The organism is Paenibacillus chondroitinus NBRC 15376 (genome assembly GCF_004000765.1).
Taxonomy (GTDB): Bacteria; Bacillota; Bacilli; order Paenibacillales; family NBRC-103111; genus Paenibacillus_E; species Paenibacillus_E chondroitinus.
On record NZ_BILW01000014.1, the window covers coordinates 121,892 to 144,276 of the forward strand.

20 protein-coding genes, 1 pseudogene and 1 riboswitch are annotated in these 22,385 nt (G+C 39.0%); of the genes and pseudogenes, 14 read left to right on the forward strand and 7 right to left on the reverse strand.

Features of this window, described 5'->3' with window-relative positions; genetic code table 11:
• The first annotated feature begins 70 nt into the window (after window positions 1–70).
• The 3 genes from PCH02S_RS17380 to PCH02S_RS17390 all read left to right on the forward strand — a co-directional run bounded on the left by PCH02S_RS17380 (window position 71) and on the right by PCH02S_RS17390 (window position 3,268).
• The gene (locus PCH02S_RS17380; protein ID WP_127455208.1) at window positions 71–2,500 is read left to right on the forward strand and encodes a heavy metal translocating P-type ATPase; all 2,430 of its coding nucleotides are present in this window, start codon (window positions 71–73) and stop codon (window positions 2,498–2,500) included.
• A 26-nt stretch (window positions 2,501–2,526) separates the two neighbouring features.
• A complete protein-coding gene (trxA, locus tag PCH02S_RS17385; RefSeq protein ID WP_127455209.1) occupies window positions 2,527–2,841 on the forward strand; it encodes a thioredoxin in 315 nt (104 codons plus the stop codon).
• 100 nt (window positions 2,842–2,941) lie between these two features.
• On the forward strand, window positions 2,942–3,268 hold the full coding sequence (locus PCH02S_RS17390; protein ID WP_127455210.1) for a metal-sensitive transcriptional regulator: 327 nt from the start codon (window positions 2,942–2,944) through the stop codon (window positions 3,266–3,268).
• 155 nt (window positions 3,269–3,423) lie between these two features.
• Here the strand turns inward: PCH02S_RS17390 and PCH02S_RS17395 are convergent, their stop codons facing one another.
• Window positions 3,424–3,876, reverse strand: coding sequence for a MarR family transcriptional regulator (locus tag PCH02S_RS17395; RefSeq protein WP_246069130.1), 453 nt, complete (start codon window positions 3,874–3,876; stop codon window positions 3,424–3,426).
• 235 nt (window positions 3,877–4,111) lie between these two features.
• A riboswitch (cyclic di-AMP (ydaO/yuaA leader) is annotated at window positions 4,112–4,246 on the forward strand.
• A gap of 4 nt (window positions 4,247–4,250) precedes the next feature.
• Between PCH02S_RS17395 and PCH02S_RS17400 the strand changes: the two genes are divergently transcribed.
• Window positions 4,251–4,721, forward strand: coding sequence for a C40 family peptidase (locus PCH02S_RS17400; RefSeq protein WP_127455211.1), 471 nt, complete (start codon window positions 4,251–4,253; stop codon window positions 4,719–4,721).
• Between the two features lie 578 nt (window positions 4,722–5,299).
• Here the strand turns inward: PCH02S_RS17400 and PCH02S_RS17405 are convergent.
• Entirely contained in the window at window positions 5,300–6,619 is a 1,320-nt protein-coding gene (locus PCH02S_RS17405; protein ID WP_127455212.1) for an Nramp family divalent metal transporter, read from the reverse strand.
• A 454-nt stretch (window positions 6,620–7,073) separates the two neighbouring features.
• Window positions 7,074–7,979, reverse strand: coding sequence for a cupredoxin domain-containing protein (locus PCH02S_RS17410; protein WP_164819599.1), 906 nt, complete (start codon window positions 7,977–7,979; stop codon window positions 7,074–7,076).
• A gap of 242 nt (window positions 7,980–8,221) precedes the next feature.
• On the opposite strand from PCH02S_RS17410, the gene PCH02S_RS17415 reads away from it, so the two are divergent.
• The 6 genes from PCH02S_RS17415 to PCH02S_RS17440 all read left to right on the forward strand — a co-directional run bounded on the left by PCH02S_RS17415 (window position 8,222) and on the right by PCH02S_RS17440 (window position 14,323).
• Window positions 8,222–8,422: a cation transporter gene (locus tag PCH02S_RS17415; protein ID WP_127455214.1), complete on the forward strand. Its 201-nt coding sequence runs from the start codon at window positions 8,222–8,224 to the stop codon at window positions 8,420–8,422.
• A gap of 97 nt (window positions 8,423–8,519) precedes the next feature.
• Window positions 8,520–9,212, forward strand: a complete 693-nt coding sequence (locus PCH02S_RS17420; protein ID WP_127455215.1) for a response regulator transcription factor — start codon at window positions 8,520–8,522, stop codon at window positions 9,210–9,212.
• Window positions 9,209–10,285, forward strand: a complete 1,077-nt coding sequence (locus tag PCH02S_RS17425) for a sensor histidine kinase (protein WP_127455216.1) — start codon at window positions 9,209–9,211, stop codon at window positions 10,283–10,285. Before PCH02S_RS17420 ends, PCH02S_RS17425 begins: the two co-directional genes overlap by 4 nt.
• A 45-nt stretch (window positions 10,286–10,330) precedes the next feature.
• Window positions 10,331–10,780, forward strand: a complete 450-nt coding sequence (locus PCH02S_RS17430; protein WP_127455217.1) for a putative iron-sulfur cluster-binding metallochaperone — start codon at window positions 10,331–10,333, stop codon at window positions 10,778–10,780.
• Between the two features lie 1,042 nt (window positions 10,781–11,822).
• Window positions 11,823–13,694: a copper resistance protein CopC gene (locus PCH02S_RS17435; RefSeq protein WP_127455218.1), complete on the forward strand. Its 1,872-nt coding sequence runs from the start codon at window positions 11,823–11,825 to the stop codon at window positions 13,692–13,694.
• A gap of 35 nt (window positions 13,695–13,729) precedes the next feature.
• On the forward strand, window positions 13,730–14,323 hold the full coding sequence (locus PCH02S_RS17440; protein ID WP_127455219.1) for a class I SAM-dependent methyltransferase: 594 nt from the start codon (window positions 13,730–13,732) through the stop codon (window positions 14,321–14,323).
• Window positions 14,324–14,411: 88 nt separating this feature from the next.
• Here the strand turns inward: PCH02S_RS17440 and PCH02S_RS17445 are convergent, their stop codons facing one another.
• Together PCH02S_RS17445 and spoIIP are read right to left on the reverse strand one after the other, a co-directional pair.
• On the reverse strand, window positions 14,412–15,323 hold the full coding sequence (locus tag PCH02S_RS17445) for a polysaccharide deacetylase family protein (protein WP_127455220.1): 912 nt from the start codon (window positions 15,321–15,323) through the stop codon (window positions 14,412–14,414).
• Window positions 15,324–15,508: 185 nt separating this feature from the next.
• Complete coding sequence (gene spoIIP, locus PCH02S_RS17450; RefSeq protein WP_164819600.1) at window positions 15,509–16,684, reverse strand: stage II sporulation protein P; 1,176 nt, start codon at window positions 16,682–16,684, stop codon at window positions 15,509–15,511.
• Window positions 16,685–16,875: 191 nt separating this feature from the next.
• Between spoIIP and PCH02S_RS17455 the strand changes: the two genes are divergently transcribed.
• The 3 genes and pseudogenes from PCH02S_RS17455 to PCH02S_RS17465 all read left to right on the forward strand — a co-directional run.
• Complete coding sequence (locus PCH02S_RS17455) at window positions 16,876–17,790, forward strand: WD40/YVTN/BNR-like repeat-containing protein (protein WP_127455222.1); 915 nt, start codon at window positions 16,876–16,878, stop codon at window positions 17,788–17,790.
• 230 nt (window positions 17,791–18,020) lie between these two features.
• A complete protein-coding gene (locus PCH02S_RS17460; protein ID WP_127455223.1) occupies window positions 18,021–18,917 on the forward strand; it encodes a polysaccharide deacetylase family protein in 897 nt (298 codons plus the stop codon).
• Between the two features lie 7 nt (window positions 18,918–18,924).
• Window positions 18,925–19,236: pseudogene (locus PCH02S_RS17465) on the forward strand (squalene/phytoene synthase family protein); the annotation flags it as partial.
• A gap of 208 nt (window positions 19,237–19,444) precedes the next feature.
• On the opposite strand, the gene PCH02S_RS17470 reads toward PCH02S_RS17465, so the two are convergent.
• Window positions 19,445–19,930 (reverse strand): hypothetical protein, encoded by a 486-nt coding sequence (locus PCH02S_RS17470; protein WP_127455224.1) that lies wholly within the window; start codon window positions 19,928–19,930, stop codon window positions 19,445–19,447.
• Between the two features lie 347 nt (window positions 19,931–20,277).
• Between PCH02S_RS17470 and PCH02S_RS17475 the strand changes: the two genes are divergently transcribed.
• The gene (locus PCH02S_RS17475; RefSeq protein ID WP_127455225.1) at window positions 20,278–20,778 is read left to right on the forward strand and encodes a hypothetical protein; all 501 of its coding nucleotides are present in this window, start codon (window positions 20,278–20,280) and stop codon (window positions 20,776–20,778) included.
• A gap of 166 nt (window positions 20,779–20,944) precedes the next feature.
• Here PCH02S_RS17475 and PCH02S_RS17480 read toward each other — a convergent pair whose 3' ends face one another.
• Window positions 20,945–22,210 (reverse strand): hypothetical protein, encoded by a 1,266-nt coding sequence (locus PCH02S_RS17480; protein ID WP_127455226.1) that lies wholly within the window; start codon window positions 22,208–22,210, stop codon window positions 20,945–20,947.
• Window positions 22,211–22,385 lie beyond the last annotated feature (175 nt).

The following is a 22,385-nucleotide window of genomic DNA, read 5'->3' on the forward strand; positions in this document are numbered from 1 at the left end:
AGATCAAGGTTATGACGTAGTATAGAAAATATACCCTAAGCAGTATGGTTAAAAATAGGAGGTATCTCTGATGGAAAAAACGCAAGCAGTAGGACAACAGCAAACCACATTTCAGATAACGGGTATGACTTGTGCAGCCTGCGCGAATCGAATCGAGAAAGGTCTTAACAAGCTGGATGGGATTTCTGGGGCAACAGTGAATTTCGCATTGGAGCAGGCATCGGTTGTATTTGACCCGACTAAAACCAATATGTCTCAGGTGGAGCAAAAGATTCAATCACTCGGATATGACACAGTAAAAGAGACGGTCGACTTTCAAATTACAGGTATGACATGCGCCGCTTGTGCCACACGTATCGAGAAGGGATTAAACAAGACGCCAGGGGTGGCTAAAGCGACGGTCAATCTAGCTCTGGAAACGGCTCATGTTGAATTTACGCCTGCTAATGTAACTATTCAGGATCTGGTCAAAAAAGTTGAATCACTAGGGTATAAAGCAGCTCCAAAACAAGAGCAAAAGGATGCAGGGGATCATCGAAAAAAAGAAATCAAAAATCAAAAGCGTAAGATGATTATATCAGCGGTTTTATCTTTCCCTTTACTTTGGGCGATGGTGAGCCATTTCTCGTTTACTTCATTTATTTGGCTCCCTGAGCTGTTTATGAATCCATGGTTTCAATTGGCGTTAGCAACACCGGTTCAGTTCATTATCGGAAAACAATTTTATGTTGGAGCCTATAAGGCGCTTCGTAACGGGAGTGCGAATATGGACGTACTAGTCGCGCTTGGAACGTCTGCAGCATATTTTTACAGCTTATACTTAACGATTCAATCTCTTAACAGTACGGGTCATTACATGGTGCAGATGTATTACGAAACCAGCTCCATCTTAATTACTTTAATTCTTCTTGGCAAATTGTTTGAGGCTCTGGCTAAAGGTAGATCCTCAGAAGCGATTAAAACTTTAATGGGGCTGCAGGCAAAAACAGCACTCGTGATCCGCGATGGTAAAGAAATGAGTGTTCCGGTTGAAGAAGTGGTTGTATCGGATGTAATTGTCGTCAAACCAGGCGAGAAAATCCCTGTGGATGGTGTCGTCGTTGAAGGAGTTTCATCTGTTGATGAATCTATGCTAACTGGTGAAAGTTTACCTATAGAGAAGCGTGCGGGCGATCAAGCGATCGGTGCTACGATCAATAAAAATGGTGTTTTAAAAATACAAGCAACGAAGGTTGGCAAAGAAACCGCACTCGCGCAGATCATTAAGGTTGTTGAAGAAGCGCAGGGCTCAAAGGCCCCAATTCAAAGGGTTGCTGACAGGATCTCGGGTATTTTCGTCCCTATTGTTGTAGGTATTGCGATCGTAACGTTCTGTATTTGGTTCTTTGCCGTTGATCCGGGAAGCTTTGCGATCGCGCTTGAAAAAGCAATTGCAGTTCTTGTGATCGCATGTCCATCTGCGCTGGGGCTTGCAACACCTACATCTATTATGGCCGGTTCCGGGCGTGCCGCTGAGCTGGGAGTTTTGTTTAAAGGTGGAGAACATCTGGAAGCAACTCACCGTGTGAATGCTATCATTTTAGATAAAACAGGCACTGTAACGAAAGGAAAGCCAGAGCTTACTGATGTATTGTTAGCAGTCTCTGGGAACGAAAACGAATTCTTGCGTTGGGTAGGTGCAGCAGAAAAAAACTCCGAGCATCCTTTAGCCGAAGCAATCGTCACGGGAATCAAGGATAAGGGCATTGAGCTGCCAGCAACAGAGGAATTCGAGGCTATTCCCGGGTTTGGTATTAGGGCTATTGTAGAAGGCAAAGAATTGCTCATTGGAACTCGAAAACTCATGGGCAAATATGGTGTTGAGGCGGAGTCCGCATATGAGACAATGAATCGTCTTGAAGAATCAGGTAAAACGACTATGTTAGTTGCGATTGATAAAACGTATGCGGGTATGGTTGCTGTTGCTGACACCATTAAAGAAACGTCTAAAGAAGCGGTTCAGCGGTTGAAGGATCTGGGTATACAAGTCATCATGATTACCGGGGATAACGAACGTACGGCCAAAGCTATTGCCGCGCAAGCTGGAATTGATAATGTTCTTGCAGAAGTGCTGCCAGAAGGTAAAGCGGCTGAAGTGAGGAAACTGCAGGAAGCCGGCAAGAAGGTTGCCATGGTTGGTGATGGTATTAATGACGCTCCAGCTTTAGCTACTGCGGATATCGGTATGGCCATCGGTACTGGGACAGATGTTGCTATGGAAGCTGCAGATATAACTCTAATGCGCGGCGATCTAAATAGCATTCCGGATGCAATCTTCATGAGCAAAAAGACTATGGCCAATATCAAGCAGAACTTATTCTGGGCACTGGCCTATAATGTAATTGGTATTCCAATTGCTGCTCTAGGATTCCTAGCACCGTGGTTGGCGGGAGCCGCGATGGCACTAAGTTCAGTATCTGTAGTATTAAATGCGTTAAGACTTCAAAGAATTAAACTCTAAGCTTATGTAAAAGTGGGGGAGACACTATGGTCATTGATATTAAAGATCAAACGTTTCAGGATACGATCGGGCAAGAAGGTCTGGTAATCATTGAATTCTGGGCACCATGGTGTTCCTATTGCAAATTACTTGCTCCCATTCTAGAGGAGCTGGACCATCAATACGGTGATACTGTAAAAATTGCAAAGATCAATGTTGAGACGGAATCTGTTGTATCCACGGAATTAAATGTACAGAGTCTACCTGCTTTGTTTTTCTATAAAAACGGATCCATGGTTGGGACTGTCACTGGTTTCGTACCAAAGAACACACTAGAAGAAGCCATAAATCAATTGATATAATGACTTCAACGACCCTTTTCAGGATGGTTGTTATTCTAATTGCCATTTTACAAGGGATACGGGGTATTGATATACTAAGCGTAGGAAGGTGGTTGTTTATATGGAAGAGCTTCAAGAAGACCTCAAGGAATCTTGCCATTCTTCTGGGGAGCGAAAAAGCCATCACTCAGAAAAAACTAAAAATAATATTACTACCAGATTGAATCGTATCGAAGGCCAGATTCGCGGCGTGAAAGGTCTTATAGAAAAAGATACGTATTGTGATGACGTATTAAATCAAATAGCAGCTATTCAATCCGCTTTGAATGGGGTTGGGAAATTATTGCTAGAGAATCATTTGAGAAGCTGTGTAATCGAGCGTATCCAAGAAGGTGACGACGATGTCATAGCGGAGCTTTTAACTACCGTGAACAAGTTGATGAAGTAGTTGCTTATAAATATGAAAGTTCAGTTTGCATCTACATGATGCAAACTGAACTTTTTTGATTCTAGCCCTCCCCATATGCAACCAGTGATGAGAAGATGCTAAAAAGGAAAGTAGAAATGACAGAACAGAGGTGCCGATTTGCTTTTTGGCACTTATCATGAGGTTTCCTCCTTGCTTTTTTTCAAACTTCTTACAAAGAATTCAAACCCATCCACAACGGAATGTTGTTCTTCAAAGGTTAGATCTTTTAAAACTAATTGATAGTAGGCGATTGACTGTTTTCGCACTTGTTGAATAGTCTTTTCACCTTTATCTGATAAAGTAAGTTGAACTTCTCTACGGTTGTTTTCATTCAACTGCCGATGAACAAATTCTTTCTTGACCAATTCGTCAATGAGTCGGCTAACGCTGCTTCTTTCTAATCTTAGTTTTGCTGCTAAATCATTAAGTGAAGACGTTCGCTGTTCCAATTCTTGTAGAGCAAATACTTGTGATAAAGACAAAGCATAGCCGCAAGGAGTTACTGATTGCTCTAAAAGTCCAAAAAGCCTTATAAATTGCTGTACATTGTCTCTAAGTCGTAATATTTCTTCCTGGGCAAAAATCAAAATATTCACCATCTTCATTTAGTGTATAGTACAACAATTGTATCATACACAAGTAAGCAAGTGCAACTTTTTTCCAAATCACATAGTGTTTTAGTCCAGTCTCATTTGCGACTTACTATCCCCAAAATATAGATGATAAGTGACGTGGACCTAATACACTACATATTGTGGTTATTTTGTGACAGGGCAGGAATTTGAAAAAATTTATCGAATCTTAACGAAGAAGAAATAAAAAATAATAAATTTGCCGAATTCCCAATCTGGGAAACGGGGGAACCATTTTGGGTGAATTGATCTCGTTACATAGTGGTCATAGGGAACCTTCAACCGAACCCTCCAGCTAACCTCGTAGGCACCGGAAGGGGCAGTATGTTTTGAAGAAAGCATCATTGTTTTTGCTAGGTTTGGCTTTATCCTTTGTTGTACAAGTTGGTTCTGCTTTTGCAGAAACTCCTCTAAGTCAAACCGTGAATGAACTTGTAGGAACTCCATATAAATGGGGCGGAACTACAAAAGCTGGATTTGATTGCTCCGGATTTCTAAGATTTGTGTACAATAAATTCGGGGTAGAGCTTACAAGGACATCGAAAGAACAGGCGCAACTAGGAGAATGGGTATCGCAGGATGATCTAAGACCTGGTGATTTGGTATTTTTCCACACATTTGGCACTGGAATTTCACATGCTGGTGTTTATGTGGGTAATGGTGCATTCGCTCATGCAGCCGATGATGGCGTGAAAATTGACAAGCTCAGCATGTCTTATTATGCAAAGCGATATGTAACCGCACGCAGGGTCTTAAGTGATGATGCTTATGCACAAGTAATGAAAGACAACGGGAACTAGTGGTTAAAAAGGTAGGAAGAAAAAGAGTACTTCGAACCAATTCTTAATAATTGGTCAGAAGTGCTCTTATTTTTGGTTTAACAATATATGAGATGGTAACAACAAGCATTCATCATATATCATTTTTATGCATACTTATTATCAAATGACTACAAAACGTAGTGCATATAAAGTCGATAGGTATTGATGAGAATACAGAATGAACATATTACGAGAGCCGCGGTGAACTAATTATGATTCGATTGGGTAAAATTCTTCTTTTCATATTGATTATCACCATTCTGACTATAATTACGCTCTTTACTATACTCAAGGTTATTTTAGATGAAATACCATTTTACATGGTCATGGCTTTATTTGTCGCATTAACTGCAATGATTATTATCATGTTTGAAATTGTTGATGATTCTAGAAAATTGTTGTTTTCAAAAGATAAAAATCATTAGTAGATAAACAAATGCAAGGCCAATAAACGTGAAGGAATACAAGGAGGTTGGCATTATGGGAATTATTGCAGCAAAAAACCGATCCAACCTACGCAAAGGGGGAGCGGCTTTGAGCATCTTGAGAATATTGCTTTAAAAAGGTTGAGGCCCACCCAACGTTTGGTAAATTAGAATGAAGTTAAGAATTAAAACAACTGCCGCGCAAAGGATCGCCAGGACATTTACTATGGGTTTATTAACTAAGACGCCCATGATATCTTTACGCCTCGTAAAGTAAATTAAGGCGATGATGGGAATCGGTAGGACAAGACTTAGGGCTACTTGGCTAATGACTAATGTTCGTGTCGGATCAAACCCCAACGCAACAATAATGATCGCTGGTAACATCGTGATGACTCGACGCAACCAAACGGGGATAGTGAAGCCCACAAAACCTTGCATGATGATTTGGCCCGCCATTGTTCCCACGGTTGAGCTGGAAATGCCCGATGCGAGTAATGAAATCAAGAAGACGCTAGCGGCGGCGGAGCCAAGTAACGGAGTTAAGGTCTGATAGGCCGATTCAATATCCGCCACTTGAGAGTTTCCTGTTTGATAAAAGACAGCGGCGGCCATGGTCATCATGGAAAGATTGATTAAGCCCGCTAAGGACATCGCAATGATTACTTCTTGGGTACTATAACGACTGATTTTTATGGCTTCCGTGTCATTTCGGGGAACTATCCGGTTTTTGGTCAAACCAGAGTGTAAGTAGACCACATGAGGCATGACCGTCGCACCAATAATCCCTACAATCAGTAGAATGCTTTCGCTATTGCCAATCCATGGAACGACACTATGGTACGCAATTTGAGAAATATTCGGTTTCGAAAGAAACATCTCAATCAAGTAACAGAACCCAATGACGAACACAAAGGAAGCAATGAACTTTTCCATAGGCCGGAACCCAAACCGTTCTAATGTGAGGATGAGAAAAGTGGTCACTCCGGTTAGTAAGGCGGCTGGGAGCATGGGAATGTGAAACAACAAGTTTAGAGCGAGCGTTGCCCCCAAAAATTCGGCTAAGTCCGTAGCCATCGCTGCGATCTCGGAGAACCCCCATAACGTCAAAGTTATCCCTTTTGGAAAATAATCACGACACATCTCAGGAAGATCTTTCCCTGTTGCAATACCTAATTTTGCTGACATATTTTGCACAAACATCCCTATCAAATTGGCCAAAACGATCACCCAGAGCAATTTAAAGCCAAATTGAGATCCACCTTGGATGTTGGTAGCATAATTTCCGGGGTCAATATAAGCAATCGAAGCAATAAAGGCAGGCCCTAAAAACGGGAGTAAAGCACGAAGGCCTTTCCTCTGTCCGTCTATCGCAGCACGACAAGCTATTACGGTTTTATTTGGTTTTTGTATCAAGGCTTCGGTATCAGTGACGGGTTGTATCGGACTCATTTTCATCCTCCTTTTTCCTGTTGTTGTTCAAGGGAAAAAATGTTTACTTAACCATTTTTTTTGCGCTAGGGAAACTTGTTAAAGCCATTATATGCTGACTACTTATCCATGTTCAAGAAAAATTTATCGAGAAGGTCCATGATTAAGTATGGAAAGAGAAAACTAGGAAATTCCATTTATTCTGTATGCTAGAATTTATCAGGTGTTTTATTTCTGGTATGCCGTTCTAGATTTGTTTGAACTAGCGGAAACCAAAGGCCACAATTACGAAATCCGCCTGAAGACTAATGTCCGCTTTCAAACGGTCACGGAGTCTATGGCGGATCAGTTGTTGGATCAAGTTTCATAAATCCCACAGGGATTCAGAATTATCTTCACATGAAAAGGATCTTTAAGATTTACTGTTGAGATCCTTTTTGATTATCGAAATAATTTCCTTTATTGAGAAAGCTTTTTATGATTTAGTCACCTGAATACTTGCGCTCATTCCAGCTTCTTTATGTCCAGGTAACGTACAAATGACTTGATAGTAACCAGCTTTGTCCAGACTAACAGTCATTTCGCTCTTCTTTCCAGGCGCAGCATGTATATGAACATTTGTGCCGGAAATTTCAAAATCATGTTCAACTTGCCCTGTGTTGTCGAGGACAAGTTGAATTTTCTGACCTGCGATAATTCGAATAGAAGAGGGAGTAAAGGAATATTCAGCAGCCTTAACAAGTAGCACATTGTCAGGTTTATTTAAAGGGTTAGTTTCCTGAGATGATTGGTTATGAACATGATCCTGATTTGGTGACTTAAGCCCCATACCTGCCATCTGATTCATTGAGTTGGGTTTTTCAAAGACAGGTAATTGCTGCAAAACGAGAACCATAACGATCAAGCAAAACATGGAAGAGGGCTTGGACAATAGAAAAGTTTTTCGGTTCAGAACATCATTTTTTACTTCTCCCTGCAGCATTATTAAGAGAAGAAATATAATACCGCTGCATAAAATGCTCATGATCTTGATGGTTAATCCTACATAAGGGGAAGGAATCATGATAATCAGCATCGTTCCCATCATGCCTCCCATGATGCCAGACATCAATCCATCAATAACGGCCATCAAACTAATCGGTATTCCCGCTGCTACGCCTATAGTCCCACCAATTAACATGCTAATCATTGTAGATTGGAAAAATTGACCTGGTATTAAGAGGGCCATTAAACTTCCAACCCCAAGACCAATACTCATTCCTAATGCCATAGCCGCCATCATTCCGGCCATGCAACTAATGTTTTTTCGAAAAGCAGTTAAAAAACTTACGATCCAAGTACTTAAAGAAGCAAAGAGAATTAAAATGATTACATAGCTCATAAGATACCCCCTCATCCTATCTAGTAACAATAAATATGGTTTGTCCCATAAAATTATGATATTCCTTTTGAATTTTCCAATGGATGAATGAACGTAAGAACATTTGGTAAACTTAAACTAATAACTAGGCGAGAGTTATTGCATACTATAAGGGGGTATGGTATATTTATTGTGTAAGAGATAGTATCTCTGAATCTTCGTATGTGTTTAAATCCAATATATATTCAAAGGAGAGGAATTTTATGAAAACATCCGTTCTTAAAGTGGAAGGTATGACTTGTGGGCACTGTGTCAACTCTGTTGAGGGAGCTATCAAACAACTGGGTGCAACAGGAAAGGTTGATTTATCTAATAAGTCAGTCTCGATCGAATTTGATGAATCGAAACTTCCACTAGAAAAGATTAAAGCAGCCATTGAAGATCAAGGTTATGATGTTGTCTAAGCTTTGAAACCAAAGGAGAACTCTTGCAAAGGAGTTCTCCTTTGTAAATTTTTCCTGATAAAATGAATTCAAATTATAATTTGTGACGGTGATTAATTTGAAAAATATTTTAGTTGTCGAGGACGAGAAAAAGATAAGAGATGTAGTTTCTTCGTACCTAGAAAAAGAAGGATATAACCCCATCGAAGCAGAAAATGGATCGAAAGCAATGGAGATTCTTAACAACTCTCCTATCGACTTAGTCATTTTGGACCTGATGCTGCCCGATACGTCAGGGGAAGAAATTTGCAAACGAATACGAAGGGGGTCCTCTATTCCTATTATTATGTTAACGGCAAGGGCTTCAGAGGATGATCGGATCCAAGGACTTTCACTTGGCGCTGATGATTATGTAGTAAAACCGTTCAGTCCAAGAGAATTAGTAGCTCGTGTAAAAGCTATTATACGCCGAACATCAGAAGATACTTTACTTGCTGATCGTATTGATTTTGATAATGGATACCTAGTGATAGATACGCTACAACACGAAGTGTATGTTAAAGGTAATATGGTAAGCCTAACACCTAATGAATACAAAATGCTCTTAGTCTTGGCTAGGCACCCTGAACGGCCTTTCACACGTGAAGAACTCATTGAGAAGGCACTTGGTTTCGATTATGAAGGTGAAGAGCGTACTATTGACCAACATATTAAGAATCTCCGTCAAAAAATCGAGCCAGACCCTAAACAACCACAATTTATTGTGACCGTTTTCGGAGTCGGTTATCGTTTCGCAGGAGGCGAAAAATGATAAAGGGATTGTATGGACGGCACGTGGTTGCCTATATTGGGATTGCGGCGGGCATATTACTCATTACATGTATAACTTTAATCATTGAAATGCTTTACCATTTTTCTATGTATCGGGATCAAGATATGGGCATGGGTCTGAATATTTCAATATTGTTTGATCATTTGGAACTTGCACTGATTCAATCTGTACTTTGGACTTCTGTTATTGGAATTATATTGGCTGTTTTGATAAGCCTCTATGTAGCAAAGAAAATTACTGCGCCTTTATTAGAAATGAAGAAGGTATCCGAGCTAATGGCACAAGGTCATTTGGATGCCAGAACAATGTTAAAAGGAAAAGATGAGCTTGCTGATTTGGGTAACTCACTCAATTATTTAGCGGAACAGTTGCAGCAGCAAGAACACTTGCGAAAGATCATGACATCTGATATCGCACATGAACTGCGGACACCGTTAACCACTTTAAAAAGTCATATGCTAGCTCTACTTGATGGTATATGGGAACCGACACCCGATAGAATTCGAGGATGTCATGAAGAAATTGAACGTTTAATCGATCTGGTGGGTGATTTAGAACAATTGACTGAAATGGAATCACCGCACTTTCATCTTGATTTACAGAATGAAGATATATCATTAATTGTAGACCAAGCTGTAGAGTCGATGAGACCTGCTTTTGTTGAAAAGCAGATCCAATTAACAGTCAATGAAACAAATTCAATATTTCTAAAAGTGGATCGTAAGCGATTTGTCCAGATTTTGATTAATTTGCTTTCGAATGCGCTCAAGTATACACCTGAAGGTAAAGAAGTAAGTGTACAACTAAAAGAGGATGGTAATAAAGTGGAGCTGTTCATATCGGACACTGGAATTGGGATACATTCAAAGGAACTTCCTTATGTGTTTGAACGATTATACCGGGTGGATAAATCTCGAGATAGAAAATCAGGAGGAAGTGGTATTGGGCTAACAATTGTGAAGAAGCTTGTTGAAGCTCATGGTGGGAACGTACTCTTAGAAAGTAAAGAAGGCATTGGTACAACAGCTCATTTAGTGTTCACTATACAGTGAAAAAAAGTAATAGACTGATAATCCGGTTAAGGAGTGAAATTCAATATGGATTGTTGCGCACCATCCAGCAAAGTGGAACCAGTCAAAACCAATTGTCCTTCCTGCGGGGAGAAGGGTAGAAGTGTTCCTCTGATTACATTAAAGTCTTTGCTCACTGCTTATTCTTTGGAAACTATTGAACCAGATCATACATATGTTTTCTGTCCAAATTCGTCTTGTAACACCGTTTATTTCAGTGGTACTCATGCACAAACGTTTGAAGAAGATGCCCTGAAAGTACCCGTATTCCAAAAGAACTTTAGCATGAATGTACCAGTGTGCTACTGTTTTGATTGGACGAGAGAGCGACTTGCTCAAGCGATTAGCGATAATCAGCGCCCTGTTGACCATATTAAGAGCCATGTCCAGTCGAACCGCTGTGGCTGCGAAGTAAACAACCCTCAAGGTGCCTGTTGCCTAGGCAATGTTACCGCGTTTGTAGGGAGTTTAAAATAAAGAACCAAGATGTATTAGGACAAAATAAGCTATTAAAGCTGGTGGACTGAACATCGGCTTGCTGGTGCACATGAAGCCAATTAGCTACTTAGCTGGCGTAGCAGCAGAGATGACATTGTCAAGTAGCGATCTCCGCGTACAGATCCAACTCGTGGTCGCCGCCGGTGCCGCCCTGCTGGTGTTGCTCGTAGCCACGACGCTGGCTGTGTACAAGCCGCGGGGCTTGACCCGGTACGGGTGGCGTAAGCAGCACGAGCAGCGTAAGGAGTCGCAGCTGTAGGTGCAGCGACTCCTGTGCCTCGACCGAGCGAACCCTGTCCTAACCTTGCTGAAGTGACGACGACTTAGGAGAGCAACAATGCGAGGCTGAGGACTGTCTGGCGGGGTTCACTCGTTTTTTTGCAGTCCCAACCTGAGGTTGGTGGCTTATCACGATGTGCGGTCCTGCCGAGTCTGCGACGAGCGGGGATGTAGCTTGATGGGAGCATGCCTGTTGCCCAATTGATGCATGCCCCCTTGCTCATCGGCACATAAGTGAGTAAACAACCTATTTATATAGAAAACAGCCGCATTTAACGTAGAAATGCGGCTTCATTTTGTTGAAGGTAACCACTTTATTTAGGAGAACACCATTCGGATAAGGTATCCCGTCCAAGTGCATTCACGCGATTAGCATGTGTTTCTTTGGATGCACCAACAATTTGAACTAAGCACTAAGAAAATACTTTATTTACTTCGAACAATCACGTAACTTTCGTGCACTTTCCAGTGCAATTTGTTTGCTCCATGTACCCATAGAGGGGTAAGGAAAGGCAGGACGAATTTATCCAGCTACTGTAATGCCGCTCGAGCCTGGTGTATGTCATTATCAAAAGCGGCACAAATGTAAGTTACAGTACATAACCCAGCAAATTGTTCAAAACCTGATAAATTACCAACTGAATTTTCTCTAGTATGAAATCATATTATATTATATACTACATTTTGTAGTATTAGGTTTGAAAAGAATTTAGTTCCCCTTAGCTTAGGAGAGAGACTTGTTATGAGAAAGCGATTTACGGTATTTTTTGTGTTTATTTTATTAATGTTTAGCAATAATTTTTCATTTGCTCACTCACCGATTGAGCAAATGACACCAAAAGCAGGTGAGGTATTAGAAAAGGCACCTAAGCAAATTGATCTTTGGTTTGAAGATCCTGTCGAACTTTCCAAGGGATCAATTACAGTGTCAAATGAACAAAACGAGCTCGTATCGGTGGGTAAACCAGAAACTGATCCCAAAGATAAAAGACATGCCTCCATGACACTTTTGCAAGATCTCCCTCCAGGGAAATATTCTGTTATTATCGATGTTTTCAGTATTGACGGTCATCAGGTGAAAGAGAACTATCAATTCAATGTAAAAAAAACAACCCTGACTCAGGAAGAACAACTTAAAAGGTTCAAGTTGGAGAAATCAAATCCGGAAGATGGAAATATCTTATTATCTTCTCCAGAAGTAATCGATCTTTGGTTTACTGATAATACTCAAGTAACCGCATTTGGTCTATTTGATGACCTTGGTAAAACAGTTTCTACAGCAAATCCGGTACAGGATTCAACGAACAAGAAACACTATACAATTAATCTTAAAAAGCAACTGCATAAAGGTACTTACTCGGCTCACTGGTATGCGACCGTTGGCGATTTTGAAAAGAATGGTATATTTTACTTTGCTATTCAGGAATATACACCGATTCAAGGCTCCAATGGAATATCAAAGGATTCTTTATTTTCTCATGTGGGTTTTTTACAATTTGCTCATTGGTTTACATTTACAGGTGTCTTTTCTCTAGCTGGTGGTTTGTTGTTTCAATTATTTATGGCAAAGGGGACGGGAGACGCTTTAAGGTGGAGGAAATTTTCTTATTTATTTTATGGAGTCAGCCTGTTAGGGCTTATTATTGAACTCATTGTCTTTAGGTTGAAAACAATTCATGTACCGTTTCAGGATTTTGTTTCCTATCAGTTTGTTTGGGTATCAATAATCCAAATAATCACCCTATCTGTTGGGTTTTGGGTTCCCAAAATTACCATGCGAGTATCGACGTTGGTGTTCACTGTCTTACTGTGGGCAATTTCTGGGCATTCCTCTATGCCAAGCTACGGAGGAATATCGAGTATGGTGTTAGATGCCTTTCATTTATTGGCAGTAACAGTATGGCTAGGTGGTTTGTTGGCTATGATTCTTATGCTACCCCGAGAGAATTCTATCGATTGGCTAAGAAAAGTAGGCGGAACGTATTCCAAATGGGCCCTGGCTAGTATATTAATCATTGTTATCACAGGGGTGTGGATGACAAGCAATTATGTGCCAACGTATAGTATAGAGAGTTTCATTGCGAGTAACTGGGGAAAATTAATTGTTATAAAGATAGTACTGTTTATAGTAATACTTTTCATTGGCGTATTGCAACGGAACTATTTAAAGAATCTTACTACTTCTGTGTTACACATATTGAGACAATTGAAAATCGAAGTTTGTATTGGTGTAATTCTCCTAATTATTGCTTCTGTTCTCATTGATTTGTCTCCAAAGGAAGCAGAGCAAGGTATTTATCCATCAAGTATTACAGCAAAAGGCGTTAGGGTAGCAGTCGGTATTACACCACTGAAAATTGGCAAAAATGATATGGTCATCCGGTTTGAAAATCAACCTGAATTCAAGAATGTACGTGTGAAGCTGACAATGCCTCCTGATTCTATCATTGAAAATAATTTGTTCTCACTAGGCAATGGAGAGTATCGTCTTACAGGCAACTTATTGCATGCTGCTGGAATTGTTCAATCTCAAATCATAGCCGAGACAAGTATGGGTGAAGAAATCATTTTCCCGTTTGAAATTCGAGTGCCTGGAGTCATGGTCGAGAGCTAAATGGAACGTAGTTTTTTTACAGGAGCGTGCGATTAGTGAACTCACTGTTTTCGAAATACTATGACACCTTAATGGGACCGTTAGAGCGGAAATACTTTGCAAGAATCAGGGTTGATTTGCTTAAAGAAGCTAGAGGAAATGTTCTTGAAATAGGCTCTGGGACAGGACTGAATTTTGGATATTACACCCATGCTGAAAAAGTGACTGCATTAGAACCGAATCCTAAAATGACTAGAAAAGCTTCACAAAGAGCAACTCATGCCACGGTCCCAATCGAAGTAATCTTTGGGAATGCTGAAACTCTGCCCTTCGAAGATAACACGTTTGATACGATTGTTGGCACTTTAGTACTATGTACAATTCCGGATCCTGAAAAAGCATTAAGCGAAATAAGACGTGTCTGTAAAAATGACGGAATTGTTCTTTTCTTTGAACATATCCGTTTAAACAATCGATATCTGGGAAAGTTACAGGATTTCTTGACGCCTGTTTGGAGACATCTCTGTGATGGTTGTCATCTCAATCGAAATTCATCAGACCTCATTAAGCAAATAGGATTTAAAGTAGTAGGGGAGACCCGATACTTTAGAAATATTTGCGTTACTGTTATAGCGATAAACAAAAAGTAAATGGGAATAATGAATTGACAAAAAAGCTATCCACTCCTTGTTTGGAGTGAATAGCTCTTTTGTTTTACAACTAGGTAAGCATGAATTGTTATTTTGCCATCCGCTGTTTAACGATGATGTTTTTCAAAATAATTCTCAAATTTCCAATCACGCTTGTTTCTCCATTAAGAATACGAAGCAGACTGTTTGCGGTAATATCAGCCGAGCCAACGTTTACTCGTTTAATCAACTTGGTCCCAGGTGTATTCAATCCATCTAGACCTGTGAAGTAGTAGGAGTATCCCAACTGATCTCCGATATCTATAAGGGTTTGATTATACCTTCCATGAGGGAAACAAAAGATCTTATCTTGTATTCCCAGCTTAGATTGTATGATTTCTTCTGCCTTCATCAGATCTGCTTTTACTCGTTGTTTGTATTCTTCTTCGGTTTCCATTCTGTTCTTGTCCTTTGAAAAAATCGGATTGGTTAAAGGAGAAACAGGATTTCCATTTTGATCGACCGAAAAATCATGGGATTTATAAGTATGAGAGTAAAAACCAAACCCATCGTTCTTCATTTCTTGAATCTCATCCCAGTTCAAAAAAGGGGTTCCGGGATTGGTTCCTAAATAATCTACAATGATGAAATTGGTGGCAGTCATGTTTTGATCTTTTAATGCAGGATAGGCATATTTATAGAAAGACTCATAACCATCATCAAACGTAATCACTACTGCATCAGGTGGGACTGACATTTTACCATTTAGAAAACTAACGAATTGATCCATAGAAATTACATTATAATGATTTGCTTTTAGGGCTGCTAAATGATTTCTAAATGTTTCAGGTGTAATTGTATAATCTGATGCGCTGGGGTCAATGTGGTGGTATTCAAGAACAGCAACTCGGTTGCTAAAGTGGTATCCACCAGTTTTCCTATAATAGTCATGTAACACTGAATAGAAGAATATGACAAACATGAATGTTACAACTATGAATCTTCGCATGTTCTTTTTCATTGTTTTTCTCTATCTCCAATTTCTAAGGTGATCTGCTGCTTGTTTGTAAGTTAAAAAAGCGCCTGTTCCAGTTTAATTCTTCTTATTATATATTTAAATAGAAAATCAGCTTAATTTAGCATTTTGGCTAAAACCTTACGGTAAAATTTTAGGAGGGAGGCTTCTACTACATTTTTCTAGATACATTAAACTTTTTCTGCATCATTGATAAGATCCGCAATGATTTCAACCAGGATATCTATAGTGCGATATGATTCAACTAACGTATTTTCAACTCCACCGATTTCGATCAAGCTGCTGTTTGGTGAAATGGATTGATTGTATTCGCCATTACCATTCGAATTTTTACCGAAGATTCCTCTTGAAATTCCAGGGTACTTCTCGTTCAATTTATCGTGAATTTTCTTAGCGAACTCCATGTTTTTCTCCCAGTTTGGATTCTTCTCTCCAACAACAAAATAAATTTGTGCGTAGTCTTTTTTATTAATGGTTACTGTTGCTTTATCTCTGCCTTGCGAATCACGATGAATATCGAATAAATAGGAAAGCTTGGGATTGGTCGCGAATGCTTCTTTCACTGTAAGTTTTGAGTATTGATATGATTTTGGATAGGTAAAACCTTTCACCGATGAAGGATAATCCTTGTCTGAATGAGTCGCACTTATTCCAAGCTTATCAAAGCTTTCTTTCATGCGCTTTCCAAGCAGAGTTACATTTTTATTGGCATCAAATGCTAAATCAGGATTAGTAATTTTTGTTAACTCAGGAATCCATGACTCTCGATTATGGGAATGATATATAAATACAGATTTATTTCCTTTGTTTTCATTAACTTGCTTATTCGGTGCAGGTTCTGAAGGAACAGGGGCAGGAGATTCCTCTCTTGTAGAGGAGATTTCGTCTTGTTGAAATACTTTCGCAGGAGGATTATACTCAACAGGTGAAATACTAGTTGCTGCATCACCTCCATATAGTAAACTTGGTGTTTCTCGCTCCATTCCAGGGATTGCTAAGGCAACCAAGCTTTTCGGATTTTTTGGATTTATACCACTCATAAACTGAAAAAGGAATTTTGTAATGTTTTTTTGTGAAAAGGTTGAAGTTGACGCTTTTTCTAATTGTGGGACTTGTGTGGTCATCATGTCTATAAAAACTGTAGTAGGGACTGTAGCGGCGGTTCCGGTTATAGTAGATAAAGGTTCAAAAGAAATTTTGTTTTGAAGGTAAACAAGGGTTCCTACAATGAAAACAACCGAAAAAGTAATGAAAGATAGCATAAGATATAACCGTGTGAGTGTCCCTAGACCTTGGAAAAATCGTTTAATTTTATTTGTTTCGACTTCAGCAGTTAGCCATTTCATAATATCCTCCTTTTGCATGAGTAATCTGTTATGAATCTAGTAAATACTCTATGATTAATTTAACCGTAGTAGAACTAAAGATACGTAATGTAGTATTTTCGTGAAACCTCGTTTGACAAGTACACTAACATACACTACTATTCGTAGTATAAAATATAGTTCATTAAAAATAGATTTGCGAAGGAGATAATATGGCTAACAAAAAACATAAAAACCATCGTTCTTATTCCAAGAATGGACTCATCCTTTCAGTAGCCTTGCTTTTATTCGTTGGTTTTGCTATATGGGGCGTTATTAGTCAAGCTACTAACAAATCCTCTGATGAGTTGAAAGTTGGATCTGCAGCGCATCCTCATGTGTTTAGCTATGCACCTGACGGGAAAACTGTATGGCTGGGTACTCATCTCGGTGTATATCAATGGTTAAATCAAAAATGGATCCGATCAGTGGAGCCTTTGGGTAAAAACGATGTGATGAATATTGAAATTGATCCTTCAAACACTAACACGATCTATACTTCTGGTCACGGATTTATTAAGAAATCTGAAGATGGTGGTTCTACATGGAAGAGTATTGAAACAGGTCTGCCCAATCAACCAAAGCCCGACGTCCCAGACGCACATCTATTAACGATGGACTCCAAAGATTCTAAACATCTATATACAATGATTGCAGGTTCAACAAATACAATGTATGAAAGTAAAGATGGAGGGGCAAGTTGGTCCAAATTTGGAGCACCCCCATCATCTCCTTATTCGATTGCAGCAGCACCTGATAATGGCAACTCCATATTAGCTGGGGCTGAGCAAGGATTGTTTCGCTATGACTTGGTAAATGGCACATTGAAGGAGACGAAAATTGGGAATGATCCTGCGTTCCAATTAATTGTATTGTCCAATGGGGATGTTATCGCAATGGGGGAAGGAGGATTCACTCGGTCGTCTGATTTAAAGACATGGGTGCCATTTAAAGTCGATTTAAATGGAGAAATGCCTCTGGGGATTAGAGCTTCTAAAACAGACCCGAACCGGCTTGTCATTGTGACGCAGAAATTACGCTTGATTGAAAGTCAAGATGGAGGAAAAAACTGGAGTGCTGCAAAGTAACTACCTTTTTATTGGAGCCTCGAGGTATCATAAGTGAAGATAATTTTTTCGAAAAGGAGCTCTAGAAGCTCCTTTTTTTTGCTTATTTAAAGAAACGGCACAAACTAGGGGGTAATATATTTATGATTACTAATTGTTGTGATAAAACGATTGCCAGATTTATATAGTATAGAATAGTATAATTTAGATATGTTAGGGAGAGATGCATTGGTGAGAGAGAGGGGATTAGTATGCAGTATAAAACTAGAAAGATTAGTCGTTTAGGAGCACTATCTATAGTAATTCTTTTGCTACTAACAGCTTGTGAACAAACAAGCTTAAGCTCCTCTTATACTTCGAACAAATTGATTGATCCTTCTTTATCAATTGAGAATCAATCAACTTTGCCAAGTACAAGTGGGAAAGTAAATCCAAGAGATTTGGTTTTAAAGAACGATGATTCTTCTGTTTTGCCGCAAAAGGGAGACAATAAGGAGATATATGAAACTGGTAAGCCCAAAGAAGAACCTGTTCTAACTAATTTGATTCATTCCAAAAAAATTTCAACCCTAAAACCGATTTCCTCAGTAGGAAAAGGAGAGGTTGCAATTACTATCGATGACGGTCCAACATCACACACTGAAGAACTATTAAAAGTACTCAGAACATACGATGCTAAAGTTACTTTCTTTTTCCTTGGGCAAAATGTATTATCATATCCGCAATCTGTCACCACTGCAGTATATGATGGTCATGAAATCGGCTATCATTCAAATTCACATCCCAAATTAACAAACATGGATGTTAATAGTCAGGAAAAAGAATTCGACATTGGACTAGAAAATATAGAGAAAATTAACCATAATCCAATTACGTTGTTTCGCCCCCCTTACGGTGCGTACAATAATGATACAAAAGTTCTTACAGAAGATCATAAAATGAAAATGGTTCTTTGGAATGAAGATCCAAGGGACTGGTCAAGCACGGATCCGGCAATGATTACTCAACAAGTTCTTTCGCAGGTTCAGCAAGGAAGTATTATTGTTCTACATGATCGACCATCTACAATTTCAGCCTTACCGGCAATAATTAAAGGCATCCGAAAAAAAGGGTTGAAACTTGTAACAATTTCAAATAACCACAAGTAGGAGTCTTACGAATAGTGTGGCTGGTATGGTTGGAGAAATGCTATCAGAACTATGGGCGTGGCATGACGGGACGCAATCCGATCCAATGAAGGCGATTGCCTTCGGAAGAGGACTACAAGCGGTAAATATCCTCCGAAATAGAGTGGAGGATCTTAAACGTGGTGTTGATTTCTTTCCAGACGGTTAGGGATTTAAGGAGATGCAACAGTACACACGTCGCAATTTACAACTCGCCGACTCATATATCGCAGACCTGAAAGAAGGTCCAGCGTTGAAAGTTTGCAAGATACCATTAGCTCTAGCTCATGCTACGGTAAACCAATTACATGAAAAATGGAGTGCAAACTGGCAACAGTTTTGGCACTCCATTTTTGTTGTTAAATCAAACCTTTTGCCGAAATTCACACTGGAATTGACCGTTATTTGGCAAAGGAATTTACTTTGCAATAAATTTATTGCAAGCTAAGAATGGTTGTCAATTTCCATGCCAAATATGCAGTCAATTTATTCAGCTATCGTTCCTACGTTCATTCAATAGACTTATGCGTTTCCGCAAATATCCGAGAAAGATATTGCCCTTCATCTCTCATATGAGATAGGAGCAAGTCGTCCTTAAACAATAATTTATTTATTGCCTTTTTAACAACAGTATCAAAAAAATCGAACTTACCTCCAATTTTAATAAGAGCTGTCATTACTGTTCCGTTCGATTGTTCTTCAAACTCAAAATCACATGTTCCCTTCAACAAAGAATAGGGAAAACCAAGCTCAAAGCGAAGTAGACGATTTTCTGAGAGCAATGTAAGCTTATAAGTGGATTTTAATAAAAAAGAACCAAGATACTCCTCAGAGTAGCAAGTCTGACCTACTTGCCCTTGTATTCCACTAACCAGTCGAAATGCCTTGTGATCTTTATGCCAAGCCATATATTGCTTTTCATCCATTTGTAAAAACCAATTAATAATCTCAAAAGCAGAAGATTGTATAAAAACAGTGTCTTTGTAAGTGATCACTCGTTGCCCCTTTTTATATATAGACATTTATCCAATATACTTCCAGTATTCGATGGAGTTATCGAATTATCCTGCTCGTTAGTTCAATATCTTAGCAGAAACACGGCGACAAATTCGGTCGCCAGTTTTGTTGAATTCATGAAGTGGACGCTGTCAATTGGTGTGTCATTTAACTTGCCATTTCGAGTTTTGCACCTCAAAACGGAACCCGTTAAGCTGCGAGTATCGGCTTTTTTTCTGTTTTATTGAGCTATTGGACAGGAATAAATGCTTATTGCTTCAAAAGAAGAATTTTCTTGTGAAACATTTTTTTCCATAATACGTCTGTAAAGTGAGGGGGGAATGTTATGGGGCATTATAGATTTGTAGTACTATTCTTGATTTTGTTAATTTTTCTTGTAAGTTGTAATCAACAAGCTAACACTATGCTAGTAAAAATGCCTGACGATTTTAATTTTTCAGTGCGTTACGGCATTACAAGTAAAAATGAAATAAACACTTTCGAATCAACCGTTACCAAGGACCTTGTATCTAACGGAATTATTACAACAAGTATCAAGCTTTCCGAAAATGAAATGACAAAAATTTATAAACAAATGCGAGAAGTAAATATTTCACAGGACTTAAAACTGGTGTCAAAATCGAATTGTCGGAGAACTCCTTATTCCGAAGACCAATGGAAAATTCAAATGAATGGAAAAATAACATCATTCATATGGTCGGAGGAAAATTGTGTGATAACGCATGATGCCAAAAAGCTAGAAGATTTACGTAAGTTTGTGTTCAACATAGTAAAGAACAAAACAGAGTATAAAAAATTACCTGAAGCGGTAGGAGGCTACGATTAAACCCCGCTTATATTTGATTCAGAAGTTGTTAAGCTCTAACGGGGATGAGAGTGAATAACCTTCGAGCAGGATGCCGGCGGTGGCATCCTGCTCGTCTTTTTTGTTCTCTTTGACAGAAGACTTTGGTATATTTTAAGAGGTCAGGGCGCATTTTATGATATTTGAATTACATATGTACAACTGTTTTTGCTATTTTATCTAGGACAGAACTATTATGCCCGAATTTACACATAGCATCACAATCACACCGAAGATCAGAAAACAACATATACGAAAGAGAAATACTACCTGTTTGGCAAAAAGAAGGACGAAGCAGTTGAGCCTTTATCTCCTTTTCTCTCTTATCAGGAGCAACAAGATAAAAACGATTTGAGTTTGCCTGTAACGATAGAGATAAATCCTGTAGTCGCAATATACCTGAATAGATTGAGGTGCTTTTCTCAACTTCGAATGCACTTACAATTTCTTGATTATGATCCAGCCAAATGACGTCAATTAAAGCCACTGTGTCTAATACAGGTTTTGGGATATCTTTGAGTACTAGAGAAGGTAGAGAAAATTCCCCTAATTTTTTGTTGTTCCACTCTCGTTTATGGTCGTTCTGAGCAATCCAAACTTTATATCCCAGGCTGGTCCCGAGCCGCGCTAGATGATATTGCATCTCACTGTGTTCATTTGCGGCTTCTAAATCTTCGATAACTTCCTTATGCCGTTTTTTTCTTGATTTATCACTTTTACTGCGTAAATCTAACTTCATAACGTGTTCAGCATTTTCAGGAATAATAATTCGTCCAGAACCAACTTCGAAGAGTAATCCAGCGATTGCACCAAAATCTTTTGAGAAAAAGGAGCGGTGCTTTTCGTTGAACTCAAGAATACTCTCTCTCATTTCTAAATATTGCGTCCACGAACCGAGCTTTATTTTTCTATTAAATAAGAAATTAAATCCATTAACAATCGCTGTATTAAAAGGAGGAAATAACGTTGGATGAAGGAAATACAAGATATTTGCGACTGCAGGGCCGAGGCCTTTAATTTGTACTTTATCTAATTTAGCGATTTCCTCAATAATTTGCTTTTCAGTACTAGCTTGTGTGCAGGATTTTAAGAAGCGGCCAAAAGCCAACTGATTAGTCTCATTTTCATAGATATCTGGAATTCGTAGCTTAGGTTTCCAAAAGAAAGCATGGGAAGCTCCTTCAAACACTTGCTTTTGTTCGGAGATAGCAGTTATTACAATTTCAAGAGGGGAACCTTTAAAATCGTTACCAAAAGACCGACATTCGATGCTACGGATCACATCATTTATCCCGCTTTTTATTGTTCTAAAAGCTTTTAATCGATCTTCATTATTCAAAAACCATGTTTGATATACGGATTCTTGATCATTTTTGTACTCATGAATGATATTTTCAATTAACGAATTAGTCATATAGTCCCCTTAATAAAGAGATTTGATTATAGTCATGAATTCATTATAACCAAGGTCATACAGGTTGGAAATATGTAGGGATTATTGGTAACAAGGATGAGTATTTAGTAATTGAAATTTGACCTCAAAAGAAAAAGAATTCATGCCTCGAAAGGCGATGAATTCTCGTAGATGA

Bases quoted from the DNA above. Each gene is read 5' to 3' on its own strand.
- PCH02S_RS17380 (WP_127455208.1), top strand. From the start codon at position 71: ATGGAAAAAACGCAAGCAGTAGGACAACAGCAAACCACATTTCAGATA.
- trxA (WP_127455209.1), top strand. From the start codon at position 2,527: ATGGTCATTGATATTAAAGATCAAACGTTTCAGGATACGATCGGGCAA.
- PCH02S_RS17390 (WP_127455210.1), top strand. From the start codon at position 2,942: ATGGAAGAGCTTCAAGAAGACCTCAAGGAATCTTGCCATTCTTCTGGG.
- PCH02S_RS17405 (WP_127455212.1), bottom strand. From the start codon at position 6,619: ATGAGTCCGATACAACCCGTCACTGATACCGAAGCCTTGATACAAAAA.
- PCH02S_RS17410 (WP_164819599.1), bottom strand. From the start codon at position 7,979: ATGAGCTATGTAATCATTTTAATTCTCTTTGCTTCTTTAAGTACTTGG.
- PCH02S_RS17415 (WP_127455214.1), top strand. From the start codon at position 8,222: ATGAAAACATCCGTTCTTAAAGTGGAAGGTATGACTTGTGGGCACTGT.
- PCH02S_RS17425 (WP_127455216.1), top strand. From the start codon at position 9,209: ATGATAAAGGGATTGTATGGACGGCACGTGGTTGCCTATATTGGGATT.
- PCH02S_RS17430 (WP_127455217.1), top strand. From the start codon at position 10,331: ATGGATTGTTGCGCACCATCCAGCAAAGTGGAACCAGTCAAAACCAAT.
- PCH02S_RS17435 (WP_127455218.1), top strand. From the start codon at position 11,823: ATGAGAAAGCGATTTACGGTATTTTTTGTGTTTATTTTATTAATGTTT.
- PCH02S_RS17445 (WP_127455220.1), bottom strand. From the start codon at position 15,323: ATGAAAAAGAACATGCGAAGATTCATAGTTGTAACATTCATGTTTGTC.
- spoIIP (WP_164819600.1), bottom strand. From the start codon at position 16,684: ATGAAATGGCTAACTGCTGAAGTCGAAACAAATAAAATTAAACGATTT.
- PCH02S_RS17455 (WP_127455222.1), top strand. From the start codon at position 16,876: ATGGCTAACAAAAAACATAAAAACCATCGTTCTTATTCCAAGAATGGA.
- PCH02S_RS17460 (WP_127455223.1), top strand. From the start codon at position 18,021: ATGCAGTATAAAACTAGAAAGATTAGTCGTTTAGGAGCACTATCTATA.
- PCH02S_RS17475 (WP_127455225.1), top strand. From the start codon at position 20,278: ATGGGGCATTATAGATTTGTAGTACTATTCTTGATTTTGTTAATTTTT.
- PCH02S_RS17480 (WP_127455226.1), bottom strand. From the start codon at position 22,210: ATGACTAATTCGTTAATTGAAAATATCATTCATGAGTACAAAAATGAT.